General features: G+C 69.4%; 25 protein-coding genes. 7 read left to right on the top strand and 18 right to left on the bottom strand.

Annotated features, from left to right (window positions below):
• Positions 1-12: 12 nt before the first annotated feature.
• The 10 genes from ACWCO3_RS01525 to ACWCO3_RS01570 all read right to left on the bottom strand — a co-directional run bounded on the left by ACWCO3_RS01525 (position 13) and on the right by ACWCO3_RS01570 (position 8,118).
• Positions 13-465 carry a MaoC family dehydratase gene (locus tag ACWCO3_RS01525; RefSeq protein ID WP_358165448.1) on the bottom strand — a complete coding sequence of 151 codons (453 nt, stop codon included), beginning with the start codon at positions 463-465 and terminating at the stop codon, positions 13-15.
• Between the two features lie 17 nt (positions 466-482).
• Positions 483-1,364, bottom strand: a complete 882-nt coding sequence (locus ACWCO3_RS01530) for an amidohydrolase family protein (protein WP_145783218.1) — start codon at positions 1,362-1,364, stop codon at positions 483-485.
• A gap of 23 nt (positions 1,365-1,387) precedes the next feature.
• Positions 1,388-2,314, bottom strand: a complete 927-nt coding sequence (locus tag ACWCO3_RS01535) for an SDR family oxidoreductase (protein ID WP_145783220.1) — start codon at positions 2,312-2,314, stop codon at positions 1,388-1,390.
• A gap of 76 nt (positions 2,315-2,390) precedes the next feature.
• The gene (locus ACWCO3_RS01540; RefSeq protein ID WP_450007919.1) at positions 2,391-3,146 is read right to left on the bottom strand and encodes an IclR family transcriptional regulator; all 756 of its coding nucleotides are present in this window, start codon (positions 3,144-3,146) and stop codon (positions 2,391-2,393) included.
• Positions 3,147-3,176: 30 nt separating this feature from the next.
• On the bottom strand, positions 3,177-4,124 hold the full coding sequence (locus tag ACWCO3_RS01545) for a PDR/VanB family oxidoreductase (RefSeq protein ID WP_145785714.1): 948 nt from the start codon (positions 4,122-4,124) through the stop codon (positions 3,177-3,179).
• Positions 4,125-4,126: 2 nt separating this feature from the next.
• Complete coding sequence (locus ACWCO3_RS01550; protein ID WP_145783224.1) at positions 4,127-4,333, bottom strand: hypothetical protein; 207 nt, start codon at positions 4,331-4,333, stop codon at positions 4,127-4,129.
• Positions 4,330-5,373, bottom strand: a complete 1,044-nt coding sequence (locus ACWCO3_RS01555; protein ID WP_450007922.1) for an aromatic ring-hydroxylating dioxygenase subunit alpha — start codon at positions 5,371-5,373, stop codon at positions 4,330-4,332. Before ACWCO3_RS01555 ends, ACWCO3_RS01550 begins: the two co-directional genes overlap by 4 nt.
• A 173-nt stretch (positions 5,374-5,546) precedes the next feature.
• Complete coding sequence (locus ACWCO3_RS01560) at positions 5,547-5,876, bottom strand: TraR/DksA family transcriptional regulator (RefSeq protein ID WP_354887701.1); 330 nt, start codon at positions 5,874-5,876, stop codon at positions 5,547-5,549.
• 375 nt (positions 5,877-6,251) lie between these two features.
• Positions 6,252-7,127, bottom strand: coding sequence for an endonuclease/exonuclease/phosphatase family protein (locus tag ACWCO3_RS01565; RefSeq protein ID WP_450007925.1), 876 nt, complete (start codon positions 7,125-7,127; stop codon positions 6,252-6,254).
• 214 nt (positions 7,128-7,341) lie between these two features.
• Positions 7,342-8,118, bottom strand: a complete 777-nt coding sequence (locus ACWCO3_RS01570; protein WP_208745048.1) for a hypothetical protein — start codon at positions 8,116-8,118, stop codon at positions 7,342-7,344.
• A gap of 479 nt (positions 8,119-8,597) precedes the next feature.
• On the opposite strand from ACWCO3_RS01570, the gene ACWCO3_RS01575 reads away from it, so the two are divergent.
• Complete coding sequence (locus ACWCO3_RS01575; RefSeq protein ID WP_145783235.1) at positions 8,598-9,152, top strand: hypothetical protein; 555 nt, start codon at positions 8,598-8,600, stop codon at positions 9,150-9,152.
• A 20-nt stretch (positions 9,153-9,172) separates the two neighbouring features.
• Here the strand turns inward: ACWCO3_RS01575 and ACWCO3_RS01580 are convergent, their stop codons facing one another.
• The 4 genes from ACWCO3_RS01580 to ACWCO3_RS01595 all read right to left on the bottom strand — a co-directional run bounded on the left by ACWCO3_RS01580 (position 9,173) and on the right by ACWCO3_RS01595 (position 12,902).
• Positions 9,173-10,366: a low temperature requirement protein A gene (locus ACWCO3_RS01580; RefSeq protein WP_145783237.1), complete on the bottom strand. Its 1,194-nt coding sequence runs from the start codon at positions 10,364-10,366 to the stop codon at positions 9,173-9,175.
• Positions 10,367-10,496: 130 nt separating this feature from the next.
• Positions 10,497-11,210, bottom strand: a complete 714-nt coding sequence (locus ACWCO3_RS01585) for a GOLPH3/VPS74 family protein (protein WP_357936970.1) — start codon at positions 11,208-11,210, stop codon at positions 10,497-10,499.
• A 53-nt stretch (positions 11,211-11,263) separates the two neighbouring features.
• Positions 11,264-11,983, bottom strand: a complete 720-nt coding sequence (locus tag ACWCO3_RS01590) for an ABC transporter permease (RefSeq protein WP_358053492.1) — start codon at positions 11,981-11,983, stop codon at positions 11,264-11,266.
• Positions 11,984-12,002: 19 nt separating this feature from the next.
• A complete protein-coding gene (locus ACWCO3_RS01595) occupies positions 12,003-12,902 on the bottom strand; it encodes an ABC transporter ATP-binding protein (protein WP_145783241.1) in 900 nt (299 codons plus the stop codon).
• A 107-nt stretch (positions 12,903-13,009) separates the two neighbouring features.
• On the opposite strand from ACWCO3_RS01595, the gene ACWCO3_RS01600 reads away from it, so the two are divergent.
• From ACWCO3_RS01600 to ACWCO3_RS01610, 3 genes are all read left to right on the top strand, one after another.
• Positions 13,010-14,158, top strand: a complete 1,149-nt coding sequence (locus tag ACWCO3_RS01600; protein WP_357936969.1) for a sensor histidine kinase — start codon at positions 13,010-13,012, stop codon at positions 14,156-14,158.
• Positions 14,155-14,757, top strand: coding sequence for a response regulator transcription factor (locus ACWCO3_RS01605; protein ID WP_145783244.1), 603 nt, complete (start codon positions 14,155-14,157; stop codon positions 14,755-14,757). The genes ACWCO3_RS01600 and ACWCO3_RS01605 overlap by 4 nt, the downstream gene beginning before the upstream one ends.
• Before the next feature lie 118 nt (positions 14,758-14,875).
• Positions 14,876-16,723: a glycoside hydrolase family 15 protein gene (locus tag ACWCO3_RS01610; RefSeq protein WP_358053487.1), complete on the top strand. Its 1,848-nt coding sequence runs from the start codon at positions 14,876-14,878 to the stop codon at positions 16,721-16,723.
• 105 nt (positions 16,724-16,828) lie between these two features.
• On the opposite strand, the gene ACWCO3_RS01615 is transcribed toward ACWCO3_RS01610, so the two are convergent.
• Positions 16,829-17,383, bottom strand: a complete 555-nt coding sequence (locus ACWCO3_RS01615) for an HAD domain-containing protein (protein ID WP_145783248.1) — start codon at positions 17,381-17,383, stop codon at positions 16,829-16,831.
• 62 nt (positions 17,384-17,445) lie between these two features.
• Here ACWCO3_RS01615 and ACWCO3_RS01620 point away from each other — a divergent pair, with 62 nt between their 5' ends.
• Positions 17,446-17,724, top strand: coding sequence for a hypothetical protein (locus ACWCO3_RS01620; protein WP_145783252.1), 279 nt, complete (start codon positions 17,446-17,448; stop codon positions 17,722-17,724).
• 149 nt (positions 17,725-17,873) lie between these two features.
• On the opposite strand, the gene ACWCO3_RS01625 is transcribed toward ACWCO3_RS01620, so the two are convergent.
• The gene (locus ACWCO3_RS01625; protein WP_145783254.1) at positions 17,874-18,446 is read right to left on the bottom strand and encodes an AAA family ATPase; all 573 of its coding nucleotides are present in this window, start codon (positions 18,444-18,446) and stop codon (positions 17,874-17,876) included.
• Between the two features lie 97 nt (positions 18,447-18,543).
• The gene (locus tag ACWCO3_RS01630; RefSeq protein WP_357936967.1) at positions 18,544-18,984 is read right to left on the bottom strand and encodes a hypothetical protein; all 441 of its coding nucleotides are present in this window, start codon (positions 18,982-18,984) and stop codon (positions 18,544-18,546) included.
• 124 nt (positions 18,985-19,108) lie between these two features.
• Here ACWCO3_RS01630 and ACWCO3_RS01635 point away from each other — a divergent pair, with 124 nt between their 5' ends.
• Complete coding sequence (locus tag ACWCO3_RS01635) at positions 19,109-19,849, top strand: class I SAM-dependent methyltransferase (RefSeq protein ID WP_357936966.1); 741 nt, start codon at positions 19,109-19,111, stop codon at positions 19,847-19,849.
• On the opposite strand, the gene ACWCO3_RS01640 is transcribed toward ACWCO3_RS01635, so the two are convergent.
• Positions 19,747-20,673 carry an AAA family ATPase gene (locus ACWCO3_RS01640; protein ID WP_357936965.1) on the bottom strand — a complete coding sequence of 309 codons (927 nt, stop codon included), beginning with the start codon at positions 20,671-20,673 and terminating at the stop codon, positions 19,747-19,749. The genes ACWCO3_RS01635 and ACWCO3_RS01640 overlap by 103 nt on opposite strands.
• Here ACWCO3_RS01640 and ACWCO3_RS01645 point away from each other — a divergent pair.
• Positions 20,651-21,118: an NUDIX hydrolase gene (locus ACWCO3_RS01645; RefSeq protein WP_450007934.1), complete on the top strand. Its 468-nt coding sequence runs from the start codon at positions 20,651-20,653 to the stop codon at positions 21,116-21,118. The two genes, ACWCO3_RS01640 and ACWCO3_RS01645, sit on opposite strands and share 23 nt — an antisense overlap.
• Positions 21,119-21,179 lie beyond the last annotated feature (61 nt).

Consider the following 21,179-nt stretch of genomic DNA (forward strand, 5'->3'; position numbering starts at 1 on the left):
CGCCCCGGGCGCTCAGGCGTAGAAGCGGTACAGCCCTCTCGCGACGACCGCGGGCTTGGTGCCGCCCTCGATCTCGATCGTCTGGTCGACGGCGATCTGGTAGCCACCGCGGACCTCGACGACCTCGACGACGGTGGCCCGCATGCGTACCCGCGCCCCGACCACGACCGGCGCGGGGAAACGCACCTTGTCGAGGCCATAGTTGACCTTCGTGGTCACGCCCTTGACCTCGAGCAGCTCGGTCCAGAAGGGAACGGCCAGGGAGAGGGTGAGAAAGCCGTGCGCGATCGGCGCGCCGAACGGCCCGGTCCTCGCCCGTTCGGGGTCGACGTGGATCCACTGGTGGTCGTCCGTCGCGTCCGCGAACAGGTCGACCTGGTCCTGGGTGACCGTGCGGTACTCGGTGTGACCGAGATCGGTGCCGGCGAGGTCGCCCAGCCGCTCGTAGGTGATGGTCGTCGTCATGGCGCTTCCTCTCGTCGTCACCCGGCGAGGCCCAGCAGTCGGGCCGCGTTGTCCTTGAGGATGCCCGGGAGCACGTCCGGCTTGAGATCGGTCGCTTGCACGTCGCGCAGCCACCGGTCGGGGGTGAGCAGGGGGTAGTCGGTGCCGAAGAGCACCCGCCGCTTCAGCACCGAGTTGGCGTAGCGCACCAACTCGGCCGGGAAGTACTTCGGGCTCCAGCCGGACAGGTCGATCCAGGTGTTGTGCTTGTGCGTGGCCACCGACAACGCCTCGTCCTGCCAGGGCACCGACGGGTGGGCCATGATGATCTGCAGGTCGGGGAAGTCGGCGGCGATCGGGTCGAGCAGGATCGGATTCGACAGGCCGAGCCGCAGACCGTAGCCGCCCGGGGTGCCCGCGCCGATGCCGGTCTGCCCGGTGTGAAAGAGCGCCGGGACGCCGGCCCGCTCGAGGAGACCCCACAGCGGCGCGTACTCGTCGTGGCTGGGGTCGAAGCCCTGCACTGTGGGGTGGAACTTGAAGCCGCGTACGCCGTCCTCCTCGATCAGTCGGGTGGCGAGGTCGAGGGCGGCCTCCCCCGTACGCGGGTCGACCGACCCGAACGGGATGAGCACGTCGGCGTGCTCGGCCGCCGCGCGGGCGATGTCGGCGCTCGACAGTGGCTGGTGCTTCAGTTGGGTACGCGCGTCGACGGTGAAGACGACTGCCGCCATGCTCCGCTCGCGGTAGTACCGGGCCACCGCGCCGACCGCCGGCCGTGGGCCGTCCGTCCGGAAGTACGCCGACGCCGCCGCCACGAGAGGTTCGGGCAGTGAGGCATGACCGTGGTCGTCGACCTCGATATGTACGTGCATGTCGATCGCCGTGACGGTGTCGAGGTCGATCGCGGGCTGGTACATGGGGCCAACCTTCGTCGGGCGGGTCAGGACGTCGCGGGCTCGAACTCCTCGGGGAGTTTCGGGAAGCGTTCGCCGACGCTCTGCTCGGCGTCGGCGAACGTCGTCGGCCAGGCGTCCACGAGCGCGTCGTACGTCCAGCCGCCCTCGCGGTGCGCGGTCACCGCCGCCTCCGGGTGGGTCCAGATCTGCAGGCGGTCCCCGCCGACCCCGATCACCTGGCCGGTCACCGAGGCCGCCGCGTCGGAGCCGAGGAACGCGACGAGCCCGGCGACGTCGTCCGCCGTGCCGAACCCCAGGTCGTGTCGGAAGAACGCGGGCATCGGCTCGCCGTTCGCCTCGGCGCGTACCGCCGCCGCGAAGTAGGGGACGGTGGCGGTCATCGCGGTCGCGGCGACCGGGACGACGGTGTTGGCGGTGATACCGGCCCGCTTGAGCTCCAGCGCCCAGGTGCGGACCATGCCGACGATGCCCGCTTTGGCCGCCGCGTAGTTGGTCTGGCCGAAGGTGCCCCGCTGCCCGGTGGGTGACCCGACGCAGATGATCCGCCCGCCCTCGCCGGCCTGCCGCATGTGCTGCACCGCCTCGCGCACTGTGGTGAACGTGCCGCGCAGGTGCACGTTGACGACGGTGTCGAAGTCGTCGTCGCTCATCTTCCACAGCACTGTGTCGCGGAGGACGCCGGCGTTGGTGACGAGGATGTCCAGCCGCCCGAAGTGCTCGACCGCCGTGCTGACGAGTTCCTTCGCGGTCTCGGTCGGACCGACCGGCGCGACCACGGCGACGGCCCTGCCGCCGGACGCCTGGATCCCTGTCACGGCGTCGGCCGTGGCCTCGGCGTCGACGTCGTTAACCACGACTGCGGCACCGCGCCGCGCCAGCTCCCGCGCGTAGGCGAGGCCCAGGCCCCGTGCGGCCCCGGTGACGATGGCGACTTTGCCGTCCAGTGACATGAGCGCTCCCTGTCGTCGATGGTGGCCCTCCGGGTACTACGCGCACCGGCAACGTAATGCAGAATTTGATCGGGCGTCAACGATCTGCAGTCTTTCCCAGCGCCCGGGAGAGCGCTCGGCCCGCCGCCCGCACCAGCGGGGCCAGCGCCACCGGGTCCGCCCGGTCGTGCGCGACCACCAGCGAGATCGCCGCCGCCACACCCTCCGGTACGCGGATCGGCGCGGCCACCGAGAGAGCGTCCATCGTGACCTGACGGTCGCTGACCGCGTACCCGACCCGGCGCACCTCGGCGAGGCAGCGGCGTAGCCGCCTCGGGTCGGTGATGGTCATGTCGGTGTACCGCTCCAAGGGCGCGGCCAGCACCTGCTCCTGCACCTCGACAGGGGCGTGGGCGAGCAGGACCAACCCGACTCCGGTGGCGTGCAACGCGAAGCGGCCGCCCACCCGGGTGAGCACGGGCACCGCGTGCCGCCCGGAGATCCGTTCGATGAAGACGAGTTCGAGGTCCTGCCGGACGGCGAGTTGGACGTTCTCGTGGGTCACCTCGTACAGGTCCTCCATGACCGGCAGGGCGAGTTCGCGCAGCCCCAGACCTCGTGGCGCGAGGGAACCCACCTCCCACAACCGCAGGCCGATCCGGTACCGCCCGTCGTCGCCGCGCTCCAGGGCGCCCCACGCGACCAGCTCCGCGGCACGTCTGTGCACAGTGGGCACCGGCAGACCGGAGCGGCGGGCCAGCTCGCTCAGGGTCAACGCCGGAGTGGCCGGGCTGAACGCGTCGAGCAGGGCCAGCACCTTGCTCGTCACCGACCGTCCCGGTTGTGCGCGCACCTCGCCATCATCCCCGCCCGCGCCGGCAGGTCACAGCTCCAGCACGAGTCGGGGCGTACGGGCCCGGGACACACAGATCATCATCATGTCCCCGGCGGCCCGCTCCTGAGCGGTGAGCAGGCTGTCGCGATGATCCGGCACACCGTCGAGCACCGGTGTCTCACAGGTGCCGCAGGTGCCCTCCCGGCAGGACGAGAGGACAGACACGCCGGCCTCCTCCACCGCCTGCAGGATCGGTGTGCCCGGCGGCACGGTGACCGTCTTCCTGGAGAGCACCAGCTCGACCTCGATCGTCGTCTCCTCCCCGCCGGTGGTGGCCAGCGGGGTGAAACGTTCGACGTGCAGCCGACCGGGCGGCCAGCCGAGGCACCGCTCCTCGACCGCCTTCAGCAGTGGTTCCGGGCCGCAGCAGTAGACCAACCGGTCGTCCGGCCGACCCAGCAACCCGGCCAGGTCGAGCAGCCCGGTCTCGTCCTGCGGACACAGGTTCACCCGGTCGCCGTACCTCTCCCGCAGGGTGGTGGCGAAGGCCATGGTGGCGCGGCTGCGTCCCCCGTACACCAGCTGCCAGTCGGCGCCCGCGGCGTCGGCGGCGGCGACCATCGGTGCGATGGGGGTGATGCCGATGCCGCCGGCGACGAAGAGGTATCGCCGGGCCGCGACCAGCCGGAAGGTGTTGCGGGGCCCGCGCACTCGGACGGTCGCGCCGACGGTGAGCCGCTCGTGCGCCAGCCGGGAGCCGCCGCGCCCGTCCGGTTCCCGTTGCACGGCGATTCGCAGGACCGACCGGTCCGCCGGGTCGCCGCAGAGTGAGTACTGGCGGGTCAGGCCCGCCCCCAGCTCCAGGTCGATGTGCGCGCCCGGTGTCCAGTCGGGCAGGTCGGCACCATCCGGCCGGCCCAGACTGATCGCGACGACCTCCGTCGCCACCTGGTCGCGGCGCGTGACCACCAGCTCCACACCGGCCAACTCGTCCATCGTCACGCTGGCATCGCCAACCGGGTCGGCGGGTCGGGTGCCGGCACGGCTGCGGCCTGGTGGCCCTGCGGGTGGCCCAGCAGCCACTCCCACAGCTCGATCGGCTCCTCGGCGAGGCGCTCGGCGCCGCAGTGACAGCTCCCCCGCAGGATGTCGGTGCCCGGCAACCAGTGGACCCGGTAGATCCGCTCCCCGGCGTGGGAACTCATTGCGGCGCTCCCACCGTCCCCGACTCCACCAGTCGGGCCAGCATCCGCCGGGCGGCCAGGCCTCCGGTGTCGATGTTGATGCTCAACTCCTGGTACCGGTCCGGCTCGGCGGCGATCACCTTCTCCAGGATGTCGAGCGCCCGCACGTCCTGCATGACCACTGTGTGGTTGCTGTCGTGCAGGTACTCGCTGACCGACTCGTCGTCGATCGCGAAGTCGCGCGCCACGGCCCAGAAGTCGTAGGTGGTGTGCTCGGTCGACGGGGTGATCGCGTACACGATCTCGGCGTGGAAGGCCTCGTTGTCCTCGCCCTCGGCCGGCGGGTAGACGCCCTGCGGAGCGATCCGGCTGTGCAGGAGGTACAGGCAGGGCGGGTGGTACTCGATGTCCTGCCACCGGGTGATCCGGCCCTGGATCCCGGTCGAGCGGGCGTAGAACGGCGGGCAGGCGGCGTCGTCCATGTGCCGGCTGACGTGGACGACGCCCCGGTCCTCGTCCACAGTGGTGGTGATCGGGGTGTTCGCCACCTCCGGCGTGCCGATGTAGCCACCGTGCAGGTACGTCTCGTGGGACAGGTCCAACAGGTTGTCCACCAGCAGGCCGTACCGCGCGTTCAACGGGGCCATGCCCCGCACCACGGCGTACCGAGGGTCCGCCAGCCACGGCGCGCGGGGAATCGCTGCCGGATCGGCCCGGTCCAGGTCGCCGATCCAGACCCAGACGAAGGAGTCCTGTTCCACCACCGGGAAGGAGAGGACACGTGCGGTGCGCGGGATGCGCTGCTGACCGGGTACGAAGACACACGCGCCGGTCGGGTCGTAGGTGAAGCCGTGGTAACCGCAGACGATCGTGTCGCCGTCGAGCCGACTCTCCGACAGCGGGTAGCGCCGGTGCACGCACCTGTCGGCGAGAGCCACGGCCAGTCCGGCACCGGTGCGGTACAGCACCAGCGGCTCTCCGAGCACCGTGCGGGCGAGCAGGTCCCGCCCGACCTCACTGCCGTAGGCCGCCACATACCACTGGTTACGAGCGAATGCCATGCGACCGGACCTCCACGCAGACGAACGTCGATGGAGCCGAATCATCCCGTGCGCCGTCGGCGGTGGGGACCGGAGCTTTCACTGGGTGAAAAGCCCGGCGTTCGTCTTCACCGGCCTCGGCCGGCCGCAGGTGTGTGGCTGCCGCGCTCAGGGCCCGGCAGCCACACGACGCGTCACTTGTTCTGCTTCTCCTGGCACGGCACGCAGAAGCGAGCATGCGGAAGCACTTCGAGCCGCTCGGCCGGGATGCTCTTGCGGCACTTCTCGCAGAGGCCGTAGGTGCCGTCGCTGATCCGGCCCAGCGCACCGGTGATCTGCTCGATGTTGCGGCGGGCGGCCGCCAGCAGCGCGGCTTGGTTGTGGGCCTCGCCCGGGTCGCCGGTGTCCGCGTTGAGCTCGGTCAGTTCCCGGAGCCGGGCCGTCTGTGTGGCGAAATCGTCCGCCAGGGACGCTCGCAGATCAGCCAGCCAACCCTGGTCGACAGTTCGATGATCGAGGCTCATGGCCTACCTTTCCGAAAAGGGGTGCAAAAAAAGAAAAAGGCCGAAGCTCTGATGGCTTCGCCCTGGCGGTCGTTCTGGGATGCAACGATTCCGCGGGAGGGTCTCGGCCGGTTCGCACCGGGCTGGACAGCCGGTGTGTGGGCGCGGTGTGAGACGCGCGGACGACCGGCACCCGCAGGTCGGCCGTCAGGCGGGCCGCCGTCGCCATCCGGGCAGCACCGAATGCCGCCACCTCAGTGACGGCAGGCGAGCGGAGAGTCACCGGCGGCATGCCCTCCACCATAGGGCGGCGCTCGCCGCAATGCCAATGCCCGGGACCCGTCAGCCCCGCTCCAGGCGGGAGCGGGGCTCGGAGCCAGCGGGACGGTGAGCGAGTCAGTTCTGGATCGAGAACGTCGCGACGACGCCGTTGTGGTCGGACTTCGTGCCGCCGACGATGTCGTAGCCGGTCATCCACATGAGCTGATGGTCCGGCAGCCGCTTCCAGAAATAGACGTAGTCGATGTGCCGGTTGCCGTGCGTCCCGGTGCCCTTCTCGCCGTGGAGGTTGTAGTTGGAGCGCAGGTTCGGCAGCTCGTTGGCCTCGAAGACCTGCCACGGGAACTTCGCGTACCCGTAGCTCCGGTCGGCGCTGAAGTCGACGTTGAGGTCGCCGCTGACGATGACCTGGCCCTCGGCCTGCTTGGCGACCGCCAGGTCCTTGAGGTTCTGGAACTGCGCCTCGGCGCACCTGGTGCGGGGCAGGTCCTCCGGTCGGCCGGCGGATTCGATGCCGGCGACCGCGTGGGCGTTGATGTGCGTCACGGCGCGACCAGTGGCCTTGTGCCGGTACCTGACCCAGTTGTTGTACCGCGCGGGCGGCACCTCACCCGGACCGTTGGTGTCACAGACGAAGACCGAACCCTTGTCGAGTACGTCGAACATGCTCTTCTTGGCGATCAGCGCCTCTCCGGCCTGGTTGGTCCGGCCCGGCGCGTACAGCCACCAGCCGTTGTTCGCGGCCCAGCTCTCCAGGAAGGCCTTGCGGTTGCCGACCTCGTTGAGGCCGACGACATCCGCCGTGGACGCGATCAGGTTCAGGTCGTGGACGAAGTCCGCCTGGCTCAGCCCGTTGTAGATGTTCAGCGTCGCCGCCTTGAAGGCCACGTTCGCGGCGGCCGCCGGTGTGGCTGGCAGCAGGGCCGCCACCAGTGTCACCGCGCTCGCGACAGCACCCAGGGCGCGGATGGACCAGGCTGTTGTCTTGCGCATCGACTCTCCTTCGCCCGAGCCGCCGTCGATGGCGACCAGCGACGCACACTATCGATTCACATCGACATGGCGTTGAACACCGGGGAACAGACGATGGACAGGACGGCTCGGTCGTCGGAGATTCTGTCCCCCCGAGACCGGGAACCACCCCGGGCGTCGTCGACACCCGGGGCGGCGGCCGGTTGTTGCCAGCGGTGAGTCGTGGCGATCGACGTCAGCAGCCGAGACGTTTGGTCGAGAGGGCGATGTCGTCGATCCACAGGTCGAACTGGCCCGGCGTGGTCCCGCCCTGGTAGAGCTGCCAGCCGATCTTCACGGTGTTGACCGTCGGCAGGACGAAGGGCACGTCGTTGCCCCCGTGCTCGGTCGTGGAGGCGGTCAGTTCCGGGTTCGCCACGCCGTCGATCCACACGGCGACGCGGTTGTCCGTCGGGTCGAGTTTCCACTCGAAGCACTGCCAGGTGTCCTCGGTGACCGGGGCGGACTCACGCCAGTTGGTCCAGTCCCCGGTCGGGCCGCCGTCGGCACCCACACCCCAGAAGATCCCCGGCACCGTGGGCGCGTACTGGCCGCCGACCGGACGGACGACCTCCGAACTGCCCGCGCCGGTCGCCTCCACCAGCGTGAAGTGCGCCCAGTCGGGGGCGGTGGGGAAGGCGTCGACGCGCAGCCGCATCCGCCCGTAGAAGCGGTTACCGGGTGCGGCGAAGTCGTCGACGCGCAGGAAGGCGCGCCCGTTGTCGACGGTGCGGACGTGCAGAACCTGGTTGCCGCGCCGGCCACGCTCCACGGTGAGCGTGCCGTTGCGGGTGTCGACGCCCCAGTCCAACGTGCTGGCACCGCCCGGCGGGAGCCGCTCGAAGTCTTCACAGAAGAGCAGGCCACGGGTGGCGCACGAGCGCTGGGAGGCGCCCGACGCGCTCGCCGGAACACTACCGGCGGTTGTGCCGAGGATCAGGGCTGCGGTGAACACCGCGAGGTAACGGCGCATGGTCATCCTTCGTGACATTGGGCCCCCACCTCAGCGGCCAGGGGCGGGAACGGCTCTCCCGAACATGGCGATCGCCGCCTGCCTCGTCGCCGGCCGGGTGCGCCGACCTGGCGCATCGGACATTCCGGTGTCAGAGGTCGTGGCGCGACGCGCGTACGTCGGGTAACTACCCGTCGTCGTGGAGATGGCCCGGCGGTGCGGCGTACGCCCGCGGACGAGGCGGGGTTGCCTGCACTGGGCTCCCGTGCTGACCGTTCCCAGCGCGGTTGCCCCCGCGCTGCGGCCGAGCCATTCCAGCACACCCGCAACCACCCCGGCAACATCGACACGCACCTCTGCCCGCCCGTCCTCACCGAGTGGGCGGGCCCGCTTCGCGCTGTCCGCGACCTACGGGCCGGGAAGGACTTGACGCGCCGACGTCCATCACTCATGGTCGATCAGGCATCGACAAACCCGAATGCGTGACACGGGGAGGACTCATGAAGGCTCTGGTCACCATCGTCTCGGCGACGGCCCTGCTACTCCTGGCCACGGGCAGCGCGTCGCACGGTCGGCCGACGGCCGACGCACCCTGCGCCGGGCAGATCCACGCCAACCCCGGGTTCGAACGCGGCACCACCGACTGGACCGCCGGCCCCCGCATCGTCGTGTTCGGCGACGCGGCCCGACCCGCGCACACCGGCCGCGCGTACGCCACCTTCGCCGGGCTGGACGTGACGCGTAGCGACCTGCTGCGCACCACAGTCACCGTGCCCGCCGACTGCGACCTGACCGTCCGCTTCTGGGTACGCACCACCACCACGGAGACCACCCGCGGCGACTACCTGAACGTCGGACTGGCCGTCACCGGGATACCCCCGAAGACGAGGTTCTCGCTGGCGTTCGACGGCGGGGCGCAGTGGCGGCAGTACAGCATGTCGAGCGGCAGGGCGAGCACCGAGCGCACCGCGACGGTCAGCTTCCTGGCCAGCGAGACGGCCGGCAACGGCGTCACGACCTTCGACGTCGACGACGTGACCTTCACGTTGGGCTGACCACCTGCTTGCCAGCCCGTTCAGTGGGGTACGGTCGGCCGCTCGGGTGGTTTGCCGCTGGCGCGCATCATGTCGGAGACGGCGATAGCGGCCAGAACGAGAACGGCGACGACGGCCACGGCCAGCGGCGGCACGAGGGTCACGGCGGGCGCGATCCCGGCGAGCACGAGTGCGCCGATCAGCCGGGAACGGGAGACCCGGGCGAACACCGCGTGTTCCGCCAGGGCACGCCCGATCAGGAACAGGATCGGCCCGCCGAGGATGGCAACGGTCCAGGCTGCCTCGGTGCGCCCGAAGGGGTGCCTGATCACGATTTCGTAGCCGACGGCGACCGCGACGATGCCCGTGACCATGAGGACGTGTGCGAGGAACGCCTCACGGATGAGACGGGGTGGTTCGCGAGCGGCGGCGAGCGCTTCGGGTAACAGTTGGCCCGCCTTGAAGAGATAGACCCGGAACAGCAGCACGGTGGTGACGAACGAGACGGCGAAGGCCGCGGCGGCACCACCCTGCTGAGGCGAGGTGTCGCTGTAGGCCGATCCGGTCGTCAGGATGAGCTCGCCGAGGGCGATGATGAAGAACTGCCGGTACCGCTCGGATATGTACTCGGCGGAGACGGGCCACTGCTGTGGAGTGCGCAGGGTCCACGGCGCGGGGTAGAAGAGCAGCAGTGCCGTGCCGTCGATGGCGATCGCGAGCGCCCACAGCAGCCCGCGAGCCGGGTCGGGCAGAATCGCGCCGGCGATCCACGGAAGGGCGGACAGCGAGAACCAGAGGAGCACCCCGGCGGCGCGGCGCTGCGCCGCGTGACCGCGCAGCGCCGGCACGATGACGAGACCACGGATGATGTGGACCGCGACGTACGCGCCGGCGAACGCCAGGCTCCCGTCGCCGAACGCCCGGGGCACCGCGACCGCCATGATCATGGCGCCGAGCATGGCCGTGTAGACCATCCCCTGGAGCTGCGGCGTCTGCAGGTCGTAGATGTCGGTGACCCACGCCGTGACGAACCAGAGGACGAGGAAGGCCAGCAGCAACAGCACCGTCTCGCCGGCTTCAACGAGGACCCCTCGCCGCTCGGTGAGATCCTCCACCAGCCGGTGGGAGACCCGGTTCAGGGCGAAGACGAACACCAGGTCGAAGAAGAGCTCCAGGAGGTTCGGCCGCTCAGGTTGCCCTGGCTTACGAAGCAGCGCTGCCGCCTTCGTTGACATACGGCCGCCGATCCTGCCAGCTTCGTTCGTCCTCCGAGAATTGATACCATTCCCGACGTTCTGCCGGGGCTGTTACCGCCAGCAGCCGCGTCCTTTCACCCGCCTGGGCAGCCCCGTCAGGGCCACGGGGTCAGGGCCGCGGAATGACGGCCGTCGCCACGACGACGCTGTTGATGATGGTCGCGGTGACGGTACGGGCGACCGCGTCGGCAGCGGCACCGGCTCCCCAGTCGCCCTGCTCGAGTTCCTTCGCGCGGTTGATCACCGGGGAGGTCCAGGGGATGTCGCGGTCGAACTGGGGCAGTGTTCCGCTCGCCGACAGCAGCGCCCCGAGGGCAGCCACCCGGGGTCGCGGTTCGACGCCCTCGACGAGCACATCGCGTACATCTCCGAGGAGCACGGACCGACGGCCGGTCCCCCCGTCCTCCAACGCCGTCGTGGTGAACAGGCCGAGGGTCCGGCGGCGTGTACGACGGATGTCGCCACTGTCGACGAGGCGGTCGAGCACCGGGCCGCGCAGCGTCGGCCCGACCGCCGCGAGGACGGTCTGCACACCGCGGGGCTTCTGCGCGACGTAGTCCCACGCGGAGCGCAGGATCTCGTCCGACGGCGGGCGGTCCGCGACGGCCTCGACCCGCGTCGACGAGCCCCGGCCCGAGGTGCGCACCTGTTCCCCGAGCGCCAGGTCGGCGAGCACCGCCCCGGCGAGTACGTAGAAGAGCGTGTTCTCCCCGGCGATCACCCCGCTGCCCCGGAAGCCGGCGTTCGGCTGGAACAGGAGCAGCAGCAGGTCCTCGGCGAGGCTCGCCTCCGCCCCGTACCCCATGTCTTGTCGCGTGGCCATCGGTCCTACCTTTCACGGTTGTGGTCGTCGGCGCTGGGATTCTCGCGGCGTGGCTAGCGGCGGGGCTCCCAGCGGAAGAGCCGGTTGGCGAGCAGGACGGCGACGACGATCCAGGACAGGGTCGGCGCCAGCAGGACGAGAGATTCGCTCAGGGCTACGCCGCCGTTCCAGGCGTTCACTGTCAGCTCGGTGGCCGCGCCCCCCGGCAGCAGCCGCTTGAGCACTGTGAGGTCGGCGGTGCCGGTGGTGCCGACCCAGGTGGCGACACCGATCACGCCCAGGCTGACGGGCAGGGTGGTGACCTGGGCGTGCTCCGGTGAGTTGGTCAGCCCGGCGGTCGCCAGGGCGAGACCGATCATCATGGCCAGGGTCGCGAGGACCGCCACCGCCAGCAGGACGACGTTGCCCGGCTCGCCGGTGATCGCGGCCAGCACGGTCAGGATCGCGGTCACCTGTACCAGGGCGATGGCGGTGGCGGGCAGCAGCAACCCGGCGAGGATGCCGGTGTCGCCTTCGGCGGTGGAGCGCAGCCGCTTGAGGAACAGGTTCTGTCGCCGGGACGCCAAGGTGGTGACAGCAGTGGTGTAGAGCCCGAAGGCGGCCACTGTGAACATCACGATGGCTGCGATGTAGCCGAGGCTGCCGATGGCGGCGAAGGTCTCGTGCTGGCGGACGAAGAGCGCGCTCACCGCCACGGGGATGATGAGGCCGGTGACCAGCACCAGCCGGTTGCGGAAGATCTGGATCAGCTCGCCGAATGCGATGGGAAGCATGATTCTGGTCCTTAACGGGTCAGGAGTTGGCAGCGGGCGTGCCGCTGATGGCGCGGAAGACGTCGTCGAGCCGAGTCGCCCCGGCCTGGAGGTCCCGCAGTTCGACGTCGTGGTCCTGCGCCCAGCGGAGCAGGGCGTGCAGGTCGTTCTGCAACTCGAAGGTCTCGATCACGACCTTTCCGTCGTGGCCGACGACGGCCTGCGACGGCAGCGTGGACACCGGCGCTGCCAGCTCGAAGCGGATGACGGCCGGCAGGGTGCGGGTCAGCTCGGAGACGGTGCCCTCCCGGTGGAGGGTGCCTCCGTGCATGAGCCCGATGCGGTCGGCGCGCTGCTGCGCCTCCTCCAGGTAGTGGGTGGTGAGCACGACTGTGGTGCCGTTCTCGCGGAGCCGGTCCACAGTTGCCCACAGGGCATCGCGGGACTGGATGTCCAGGCCGGTGGTCGGCTCGTCCAGGAAGATCAGCTTCGGGGTCCCGTAGACGGCGGTGGCGAAGTCCAGCCGCCGCTTCTCCCCGCCGGAGAGCTGTGCGACCTTCCGGCCGGCCCGATCGGTGAGATCGACGAGGTCGAGCACCCGGTCGACGTCGTCGGTACGGCGGGTGAGCCGGCCGATGAGGTGCACCGACTCCCGGACGGTGAGGTCCGGGGAGAATCCGCTCTCCTGGAGCATGACACCCATCCGGGGACGAACCGCCCGCCGATCCTGCGGGCTGCGCCCGAAGATTCGTACGGTGCCGGAGGTCGGGGCCCGGTGGCCCTCGATGGTCTCCAGCGTCGAGGTCTTGCCCGCCCCGTTCGTGCCGAGCAGCGCGTAGAGCTCGCCGGGCCGCACTTCGAAGGAGAGGTCCTTGACGGCGTGGAAATCACCGTAGGTGAGGTTCAGCCGGTCGACTTCGATGACTGGTGTGGTGGACATGTACCCATGACAGCGCGGATCCGCGCCGGCCGTCAGTGGCGCTGCGTCACCACCGCTTGTGACGCGGTGTCACTGGTCGTCGCCGATGCTTGCCGGATACTGAGGTGGTGACCGCACGATCGGAGCGTTTCACCGAGTCGACGCAGGGACGGCTGCGCCGGCTCACCCTGGTGACGTCGCTGCCGCCGGTCCTGATCGCCGCGGCGGTCCTCCTGTTCAGCGACGCGCACACCTGGTGGCATTTCATCGTCCTCGCCCCCGGTGTCGGCGCGGCGTTGGTGGCCTTCGAGCGGTGGACCGCGAACGACCTCGCCCGGGTCGCCCTTCCGTGTCTGACCGTGGCGGCAGCGGTGTGGCCACTGGGGGTGCTGGTGACCGGCAGCCCCAACGCGTACTGGGGGTTCTGCGCCGTGGGCTCCCTGGCCCTGCGCGAGGTGCGGCGGAAGGTACGGGCATCTGTCGCGCTCCTGTTCTACGTGGCTGCCGTCGGCGCGACACGGCTCCTGGTGGAACGCGACGACGCGGGCGCCGTCCTGTTCACCTACGTCCTCGTGCCGACCGTCATCACCGTCCTGGTGACCGTCCTGACGGTCGTCGGCGAACGGTTCTACGACCTCATCCGGGAGCTCGAACAGACCCGGGAACGCGAGGCGGAGCTGGCTGTCGTCCGGGAACGTGTCCGGTTCGCCAGCGACCTGCACGACATCCAGGGTCACACCCTGCACGTCGTCAAACTGAAGATCGCGCTGGCGCGGAAGCTGCTGCTCGCTGACGCCGGGCGGGCGGAGAAGGAGCTCCGGGAGACGTACGCCCTGGTCAGCGACACCATCACCCAGACCAAGGACCTGGCGTACGCCCAGCGGCGGCTCAACCTCTCCACGGAGCTTGAGAACGCGAAGAACCTGTTCGAGGCGGCGGGCATCCGGGTGCGGGTGACGCGGGAGGCCGAGGTGAACGTCGGCGCCAGCGAACTCTTGGGTCAGGTGTTGCGGGAGACGACGACGAACATCCTGCGGCACGCGCAGGCCACTCAGGTGCAGATCACGCTCTCCGAGTCGGGCATCACCATTGTCAACGACGGAGCGACCGGTGACGGCCCGGGCGAACTCAGAGGACTGTCCGCCCTGCGGCAGCGGGTGGCGGGTGACGGGGGTGAGTTGACCGTGGAACAGCAGCAGGGGCGGTTCCGGACGGCTGCGGTGTTCCCGCCCGCCCGTGCCCGCACGTCAGCGGGCGCACCGGAGGGCGGGCGATGACGACGATCGTGCTCGCCGACGACGAGGCGCTGCTCCGGACTGCGCTGGCCACGCTGCTGCCGATGGAGGGCGACATCACCGTCCTCGCCGAGGCGTCCGACGGTGCGACGGCGGTCGAGGCGACGCTGCGACACCAGCCCGACGTGCTGGTGATCGACCTGGAAATGCCGGGCGTGGACGGGCTCGGCGCGGTCGCGCAGATCCGTCGTGAGCGTCCCGAGCAGGTCGTCCTCATGCTGACCCGGCATGCCCGGCCCGGCGTGCTGCGCCAGGCTCTGAAGCTCGGTGTGCAAGGCTTCGTCAGCAAGTCCGCCGAGCCGTCGCACATCACCTCGGTCATCGCCACCCTGCACGCCGGCAGACGCTGGATCGACCCGGAGGTGTCCGCGCTGGCCGTCATCGACGACTGCCCGCTCACCGAACGGGAGATCGACGTGCTGCGGGTGACCGGCGAGGGCTACTCGGTAGCCGACATCGCCGCCCGGCTGCACCTCGCGCAGGGCACCGTGCGCAACTACCTCTCCAACGCGATGCAGAAGACCCAGACCCGGACCCGCCACGAGGCGGCGCGTTACGCCCGGGAACACGACTGGCTGTGACACCACCACGTCGGGACCCATCGTGTACGCAACCGGGTGGCGGAACGCGAAACACACCTAACCCGACAATTTCTCCCCTAGGTTCGATGCGCAGGAGGCCGCCGAACCGGGGAGAGACGTGGACAGCTATCCGGCGATCGAAGATCACGGGCTCATCGGCGACCTGCAGACCGCCGCGTTGGTGACCTGCGACGGGACGGTCGACTGGTTCTGCGCGCCCCGCTTCGACTCGCCGAGCATCTTCGCCGCGCTGCTCGACAAGGACAAGGGCGGGTACTTCCGGATCGCGCCATGCGACGTGCGGTACGTGACCAAACAGCTCTACCTTCCTGGCACACCCATCCTGATCACCCGGTTCATCAGCGCGGACGGCGTGGCCGAGGTGATGGACTTCATGCCGGTCACCGGCGAGCGGGCCACCGACACGCACCGCCTGGTCCGCCTCGTCACCATGGTCCGCGGCAGCATGCGCTTCAAGGTCGAGTGCCGGCCCCGGTTCGACTACGCCCGCGAAGAGCACCAGTTGGAGACCCACCGCCACGGCTACATCTTCCGCAGCAGATCGGCGAGCCTGACGTTCAACCCGGTCGACCCGGTCCGGCACCTGATCGCCGAGCGCGGCGACGTCCGCCTCGAGAACGGCGACCTGGTCGCGTACGGCACCCTGAACCAGGGCGACACCGGCGGAGTGGTCCTGGAGACGGGCGACGCCGACCCGCGGATCTTCTCGCCCGAAGAGGTCCAGGGGATGTTCGAGTGGACCCGGGACTACTGGCGGCGCTGGCTCGAACGCTCGCGCTACACCGGCCGTTGGCGGGAGATGGTCGAGCGCTCCGCCATCACGCTGAAACTCATGACGTACGCCCCGACCGGGGCGATGATCGCCGCACCCACCGCCGCGCTGCCCGAACTCGTGGGCGGAACCCGCAACTGGGACTACCGCTACACCTGGGTCCGCGACACGTCGTTCTCGGTGCACGCGCTGCTCGGCCTCGGCTTCACCGAGGAGGTCAGCCGGTACATGGACTGGCTGGACGAGCGGATCCGCGAGGCCGGCGACCTCCAGGACCCCCTGAAGATCATGTACCGGGTGGACGGCTCCTCCGACCTGCACGAGGAGACCCTCGATCACCTGGAGGGCTACCGCGGCTCCCGACCGGTGCGCATCGGCAACGGCGCCGCCGACCAACTCCAACTCGACATCCACGGCGAGGCGCTCTACGCCATGCACCTCGCCGACGAGCAGGGCATCCGCGTCTCACACCAGGTGTGGAAGAGCACCGTCCGGCTGGTCGACTGGCTCTGCCGCCACTGGGACCAGGCCGACGCCGGCATCTGGGAGAGCCGCCACCACCCCCGCAACTACACCTTCGGCCGGGTGATGTCCTGGGTCGCGCTGGACCGGGCCGTCCGCCTGGCTACCCGGACCGGCCGGCCCGGAGACATCACCAGCTGGACCGACCAACGCAACCGCATCTACAACCAGGTGATGGAGCGCGGGTACGACCGGGGTCGCGGCACCTTCGTGCAGGCCTACGACGAGAGCGTGCTGGACGCGGCGTTGCTCGCCATGCCGGCGGTCGGTTTCGTCACGCCGAGCGACCCACTGTGGCAGTCCACGTTGGCCGCGATCGAGCGCGAACTCGTCTCCGACAGCCTGGTCCACCGGTACGACCCGGTCCACTCCCCCGACGGCCTCCCCGGTCACGAGGGCACCTTCAACATGTGCACCTTCTGGTACGTCGAGGCGCTGGCCCGTTCCGGTCGCCTCGACGACGCCCGACTCACGTTCGAGAAGATGTTCACCTTCAGCAACCACCTGGGTCTGTACGCCGAGGAGATCGCGTCGACAGGTGAGCAGATCGGCAACTACCCCCAGGCGTTCAGCCACCTGTCGTTGATCAATTCGGCGCTGACCCTCAACGACCTGCTCGACGCCGAGGCCGACGCCCACCGCCGCCGGTAGCACGGGCAGCCATCCGCAGCCGGAAACGCCCGTGGATGGCGGCCTGGGGCCACGGCCCGGAGGATCATCGCCATGGGTCGCAGGCCTGCCGAGCGGGCGCGCTGGTCACCGATCAGTGGCGCCGATCTGCCCGATCCATCGACGGACCGCCGAGAAATCCGCTTCGGCCAGACCCACGTACGGGTCGACGCGTTGCAGCAGCGCCCTCACCGGGTGGTGTGCCGCGACCCATCGGCGGTCAGCATCGCCTATCTCGTCGTCAAGCCAGACGAACGGGCGGCCGGCTGCCCACCGGGTAAGGAATGCGGTCTTCCAGTGCAGGCCGTGCTCCGGATCCCCGTCGTCGTCCGGCCATTCGACGACCGGTAGATCGGGGAGCCCGAGCCGTGGCGAGATGACCTCGTTGGCTTCCGCCATCCATGTCGTCGCCCAAACCAACTGGCAGCCCAGCGCCAACAGCATCCGCCCGTCATCTGGCTCAAGCCGATCGAGCAGCGGGTTGCCGGTACGGTCCAGTTGCCGCACATCCGCACCGCGCGACGGACGCTGCCGGCTGACCCGCCGGGCCCGGAACGGGATCAACGGTCCGTCGACATCCACGAAGATCAACGGGCTCTTTGCACGGCCAGCGATCACGCTCGAACCGTATCGTGGGTCCATCCGATCTGCGCCAGGTGGGCAGGGAGAACGGCCGCCCGCAGACCGGATCTACCCTTGCGGTCATGGCCCGCTTCTACCGTCGTCGCTGGGACGAGACGCGCGGCGACGAGTTCGACGCCTGGGGCCAGTCGGTCTGGTTTCTCGAGGTGGACGACGACGGTTGGCCGGTTCGGCAGATCGTGGTGTACGACAGCGGCCCGGTTCTCCGCTACGGACCCGGACGTGAGGAAGACCAGTTCGGTGGCCTCGGACAGGCGAGCCTGGATGATCTCGGTGAGGACTGGCGCCGGTTCGTCATCGCGAGAACCACTTTCGAGGACGCCTGGGACTCCGCCGGCTGAACGCCCGAGCCTTCAGACGGTGGCTCGGGAACCAGTGTCCGATGTGGCGGCGTACAGGTCTGATGACAGAGGTAGGTACGGCTGCGAGTGCACCGCGGGCCGCACAACCGGTCTCTCGACGTGTGGATCCGGCCGATGGAAGTGCGGCCTCAGTTCCAGCCTCTTCCAGCCCGAGTCCACGCCTCCTGGTCCACTGGCCGAGGACCCTGTTGCAGCCACGTGGTGATGCGCTGGGCGTGTTCCTCGGGGGTCCCAGCGGATGACTCCAGGCGGAGGGCCTCGTCGAAGTACGGGAACGCATCGGCCCGCTCGCGGACGAGCGCTTCGTCGAGATCCGTGGCTTGGCGACGCTCCCGGAATCGGCTCACGGCCTCTTCGGGCGTCACGAAGAACTCGACGACCCAGAGCGATGCAGTGGAGCCGGCCAACGCTTTCAGGAGACTTGCTCGCTGCTCACGCCGAGCGTAGGTGCACTCAAGGACCACAGTCTCCCCACGATCCACAAGCATGCGGGCGAGGAGATGTGCGCCGTGGTAGGCGCGCAGGCGATCGTCACGGTTTCGATCGGATCCAGGGAACAGGAGGTCGAAGAGGGTGTCGACCGCCAGGTGGACCCGACGGTGACCCGGGAAGGACCGCTCGGCAGCCAGAACCGCCCCTGCCGTGGTCTTGCCCGAGCACGGAGGGCCCGAGAGCACGACGATCCCGTCGTCCAGTTTCACGGATGCCTCCCGCCCTGAAGTCTGCTGGCGTTTTGAGCTTGGCTCGGAGCCCTTCGGTGTCAACACCAGAATGGACGAGGGCTACCGAACCACCCTCTCACGCAACGCGGTAGTACTCGTCGAGGAGAGCCGCGTAGCGCCCAGCGTCGTAGGATTCCTGCACCCAGGCGATCTCGTCGAGGATCTCGCGGGCTTCATCGGTGTGCAGAGCTCCGACGTACTCCCGGGTCCTGGCCACGCCTGCTCCCAGCATCAACTCGACGTCGATGGCACCTGTCGCATCCATACTGGTGCCGCGTGCGCGGCTCACCAGCAGCGCGTCCTCGACGGCGCCGGCGTGCCAGAGTTGGACAGCGCAGATCCGCATCAGCTGCGTGTTGCCGGGAACCGTGCCCGTCCCCGCGTAGAAGTCTGCCTCGTGCCGGGTCTCGCGTATCAGGATGTCCCGAACGATCGGAACGCGGCCAGCGTCGACGCGAAGGCCATGGGCCACCAGGTACTCGTCGGCGTCCCGCTCGTGCTGCTCGATGATGTCCATCCCCACCCGCCGTGTGTAGCAGGAGCGGAGCCCCTCGGCCAGCAGACGTACGAGTCGAGCGGTATGAACGGACGGCACCGAATTGCGAGCGACAAGCGGCACCGGTGCTGGTAGGCATGACCCGGTGAGCAAGAATCCGCAGTCGGACGTCGGCATGTACGACGCCTTCGCCGAGGAGTTCCTCGAACACGCCAGTGATGGCGCCTACAACGCCTACTACGACCGGCCCGCTGTGCTGTCCGTCCTGGGCTCCGTGCGTGACCTCGCGGTCCTCGACCTGGGCTGCGGACCGGGGCTGTATGCCGAGAGCCTGGTGGCGCAGGGTGCTCGCCGGGTCGTCGGTGTGGATGCCAGCGCGGCGATGGTGCGGTTGGCGGGTGAGCGGGTTCGCGGGCCGGTCGAGTTCCGTCGACACGATCTCAACACCCCGATGGCGTGGGCCACCGACGGGGAGTTCGACGTGGCAGTGATGCCGTTGGTGCTGCCCCACGTCGACGATCGGGTCGGTGCCCTGCGGGAGGTCGCCCGGCTGCTCCGGCCCGGTGGGCGGCTCGTCGTCTCCACCCATCACCCCATGGACGACTGGCGCCGTCTGGGCGGGAGCTACTTCACAGTGGAGAGGGTGCGGGAGCAGTGGAACAAGGGGTGGGAGGTGGCCTACTGGCGTCAGCCGCTGGACGTGATGTGTGACGAGTTCCGCGAGGGGGGTTTCCTCATCGAGCGGATCCATGAACCGCGACCGTCGGAGCGGATGCGCGAGCGCTACCCGGAGGTCGCCGATCGCCTGTCGTCCTGCCCCGCCTTCGTCGTGTTCTCGTTGGTGACTGCGTTCGGTCGATCGCGTCGCGACCCCGACGGAGGGTGAGGCCGGGACGGTTCGCCGCGGGTCAGGCCGTCACCCCGCTGACGCTCGTCGTCACCGCCGAGCCGGTCCAGGACCACTCGCACCCGCGTCGCGACGTCGGCGCGGGGCAGCTCCACGCACCGGTAGCCGACCTCACGGTACGCCTCGACGATGGCCGCGTGGATGTCCTGCGCCTGCTCGAAGCTCTCCCACCGTGCCTCGTCACGCCGGTAGATCGCGCGCCATGGCGGTGCCACGAAGACCGTCGGGTGATACCGGAAGCGGGCGACGGCGGCGTGGAAGTGAGCCGGCACCGGCTCGGCGCGGGCTCTGATGAATCCGACGGTGCAGGGAATCGCATGGTCGAAGAAGGCGGTCCCGCCGATAGCGCAGGCGTCCTCGTGGGCGCGCATCCCCATCGCGAGGACCAGTTCGTCGAAGAGGGCGGGATCGTTCCAGGGAAGCAGGCGGCCGCCGATCGCACGTTGATCGGTGACGATGGCGCGGCCCGCTTCGGGTACCGCCCGGAATCCCTCCAGGTGCAGCGCGTCCACCAGGGCGGTCTTGCCGGACCCCGGTCCGCCGGTGATGACGACGAGGCGACTGTCCTGCGTCTCGTGATAGGTCATGACCCGCTCTCCCCGTCGCCACCTGATCCCGCCGTGGGCAGCCGCCTCTCGGCGATCGACAAGCCTAACCGCGTCGAGCGGAGTCACAATGTGCTGACGATGGATCTGTCGTGTCGCCACGGGGTCATCGGGGTCCTGGCGTGGCAGCATCAGCTGTCTGACGCCACCGGACGCCGCCGTATCGGAGATGCTGATGAGACCCGCCCGCCACTTCACGGCTGCCGCGATCGTGGTCGACGACGACCGTCGGGTGTTGCTGGTCCATCACAACAAGATTCGGATGTGGATCTATCCAGGAGGCCATCTGGCCGAGCAGGAGGATCCGGTGGAGGCGGCGGTGCGTGAGGTCCGCGAGGAGACCGGCATCCGCGTCCGTGTCGTCGACCGGCAGCCGTTCGTCCATCCTGCGGCCCGGACGATTCCCTCCCCGTTCGCCATTCTCGAGATAGACATGAAGACCGCCGCGCTCGAGGTCCACCACCACGTCGAGATGATCTACGTCTGCCGACCTGACGAGGGCACCCTACATCCACAACTGAGCGAGGTCAGCGCCTGCCGCTGGTTCTCGGAGGCGGAGGTCGAACACCTCGACACCCCACCGGAACTGCCCGCACTGGTAACGGCCGCGCTCGACTGGTTGGGCACCCGCAACGAGGAATGATGTCGGCGCCGCAACCGGAATCACGACACTTCACACCCGCGAGTGGGCGTGGGACCATCCG

This window comes from Micromonospora sp. NPDC002411 (assembly GCF_053592955.1).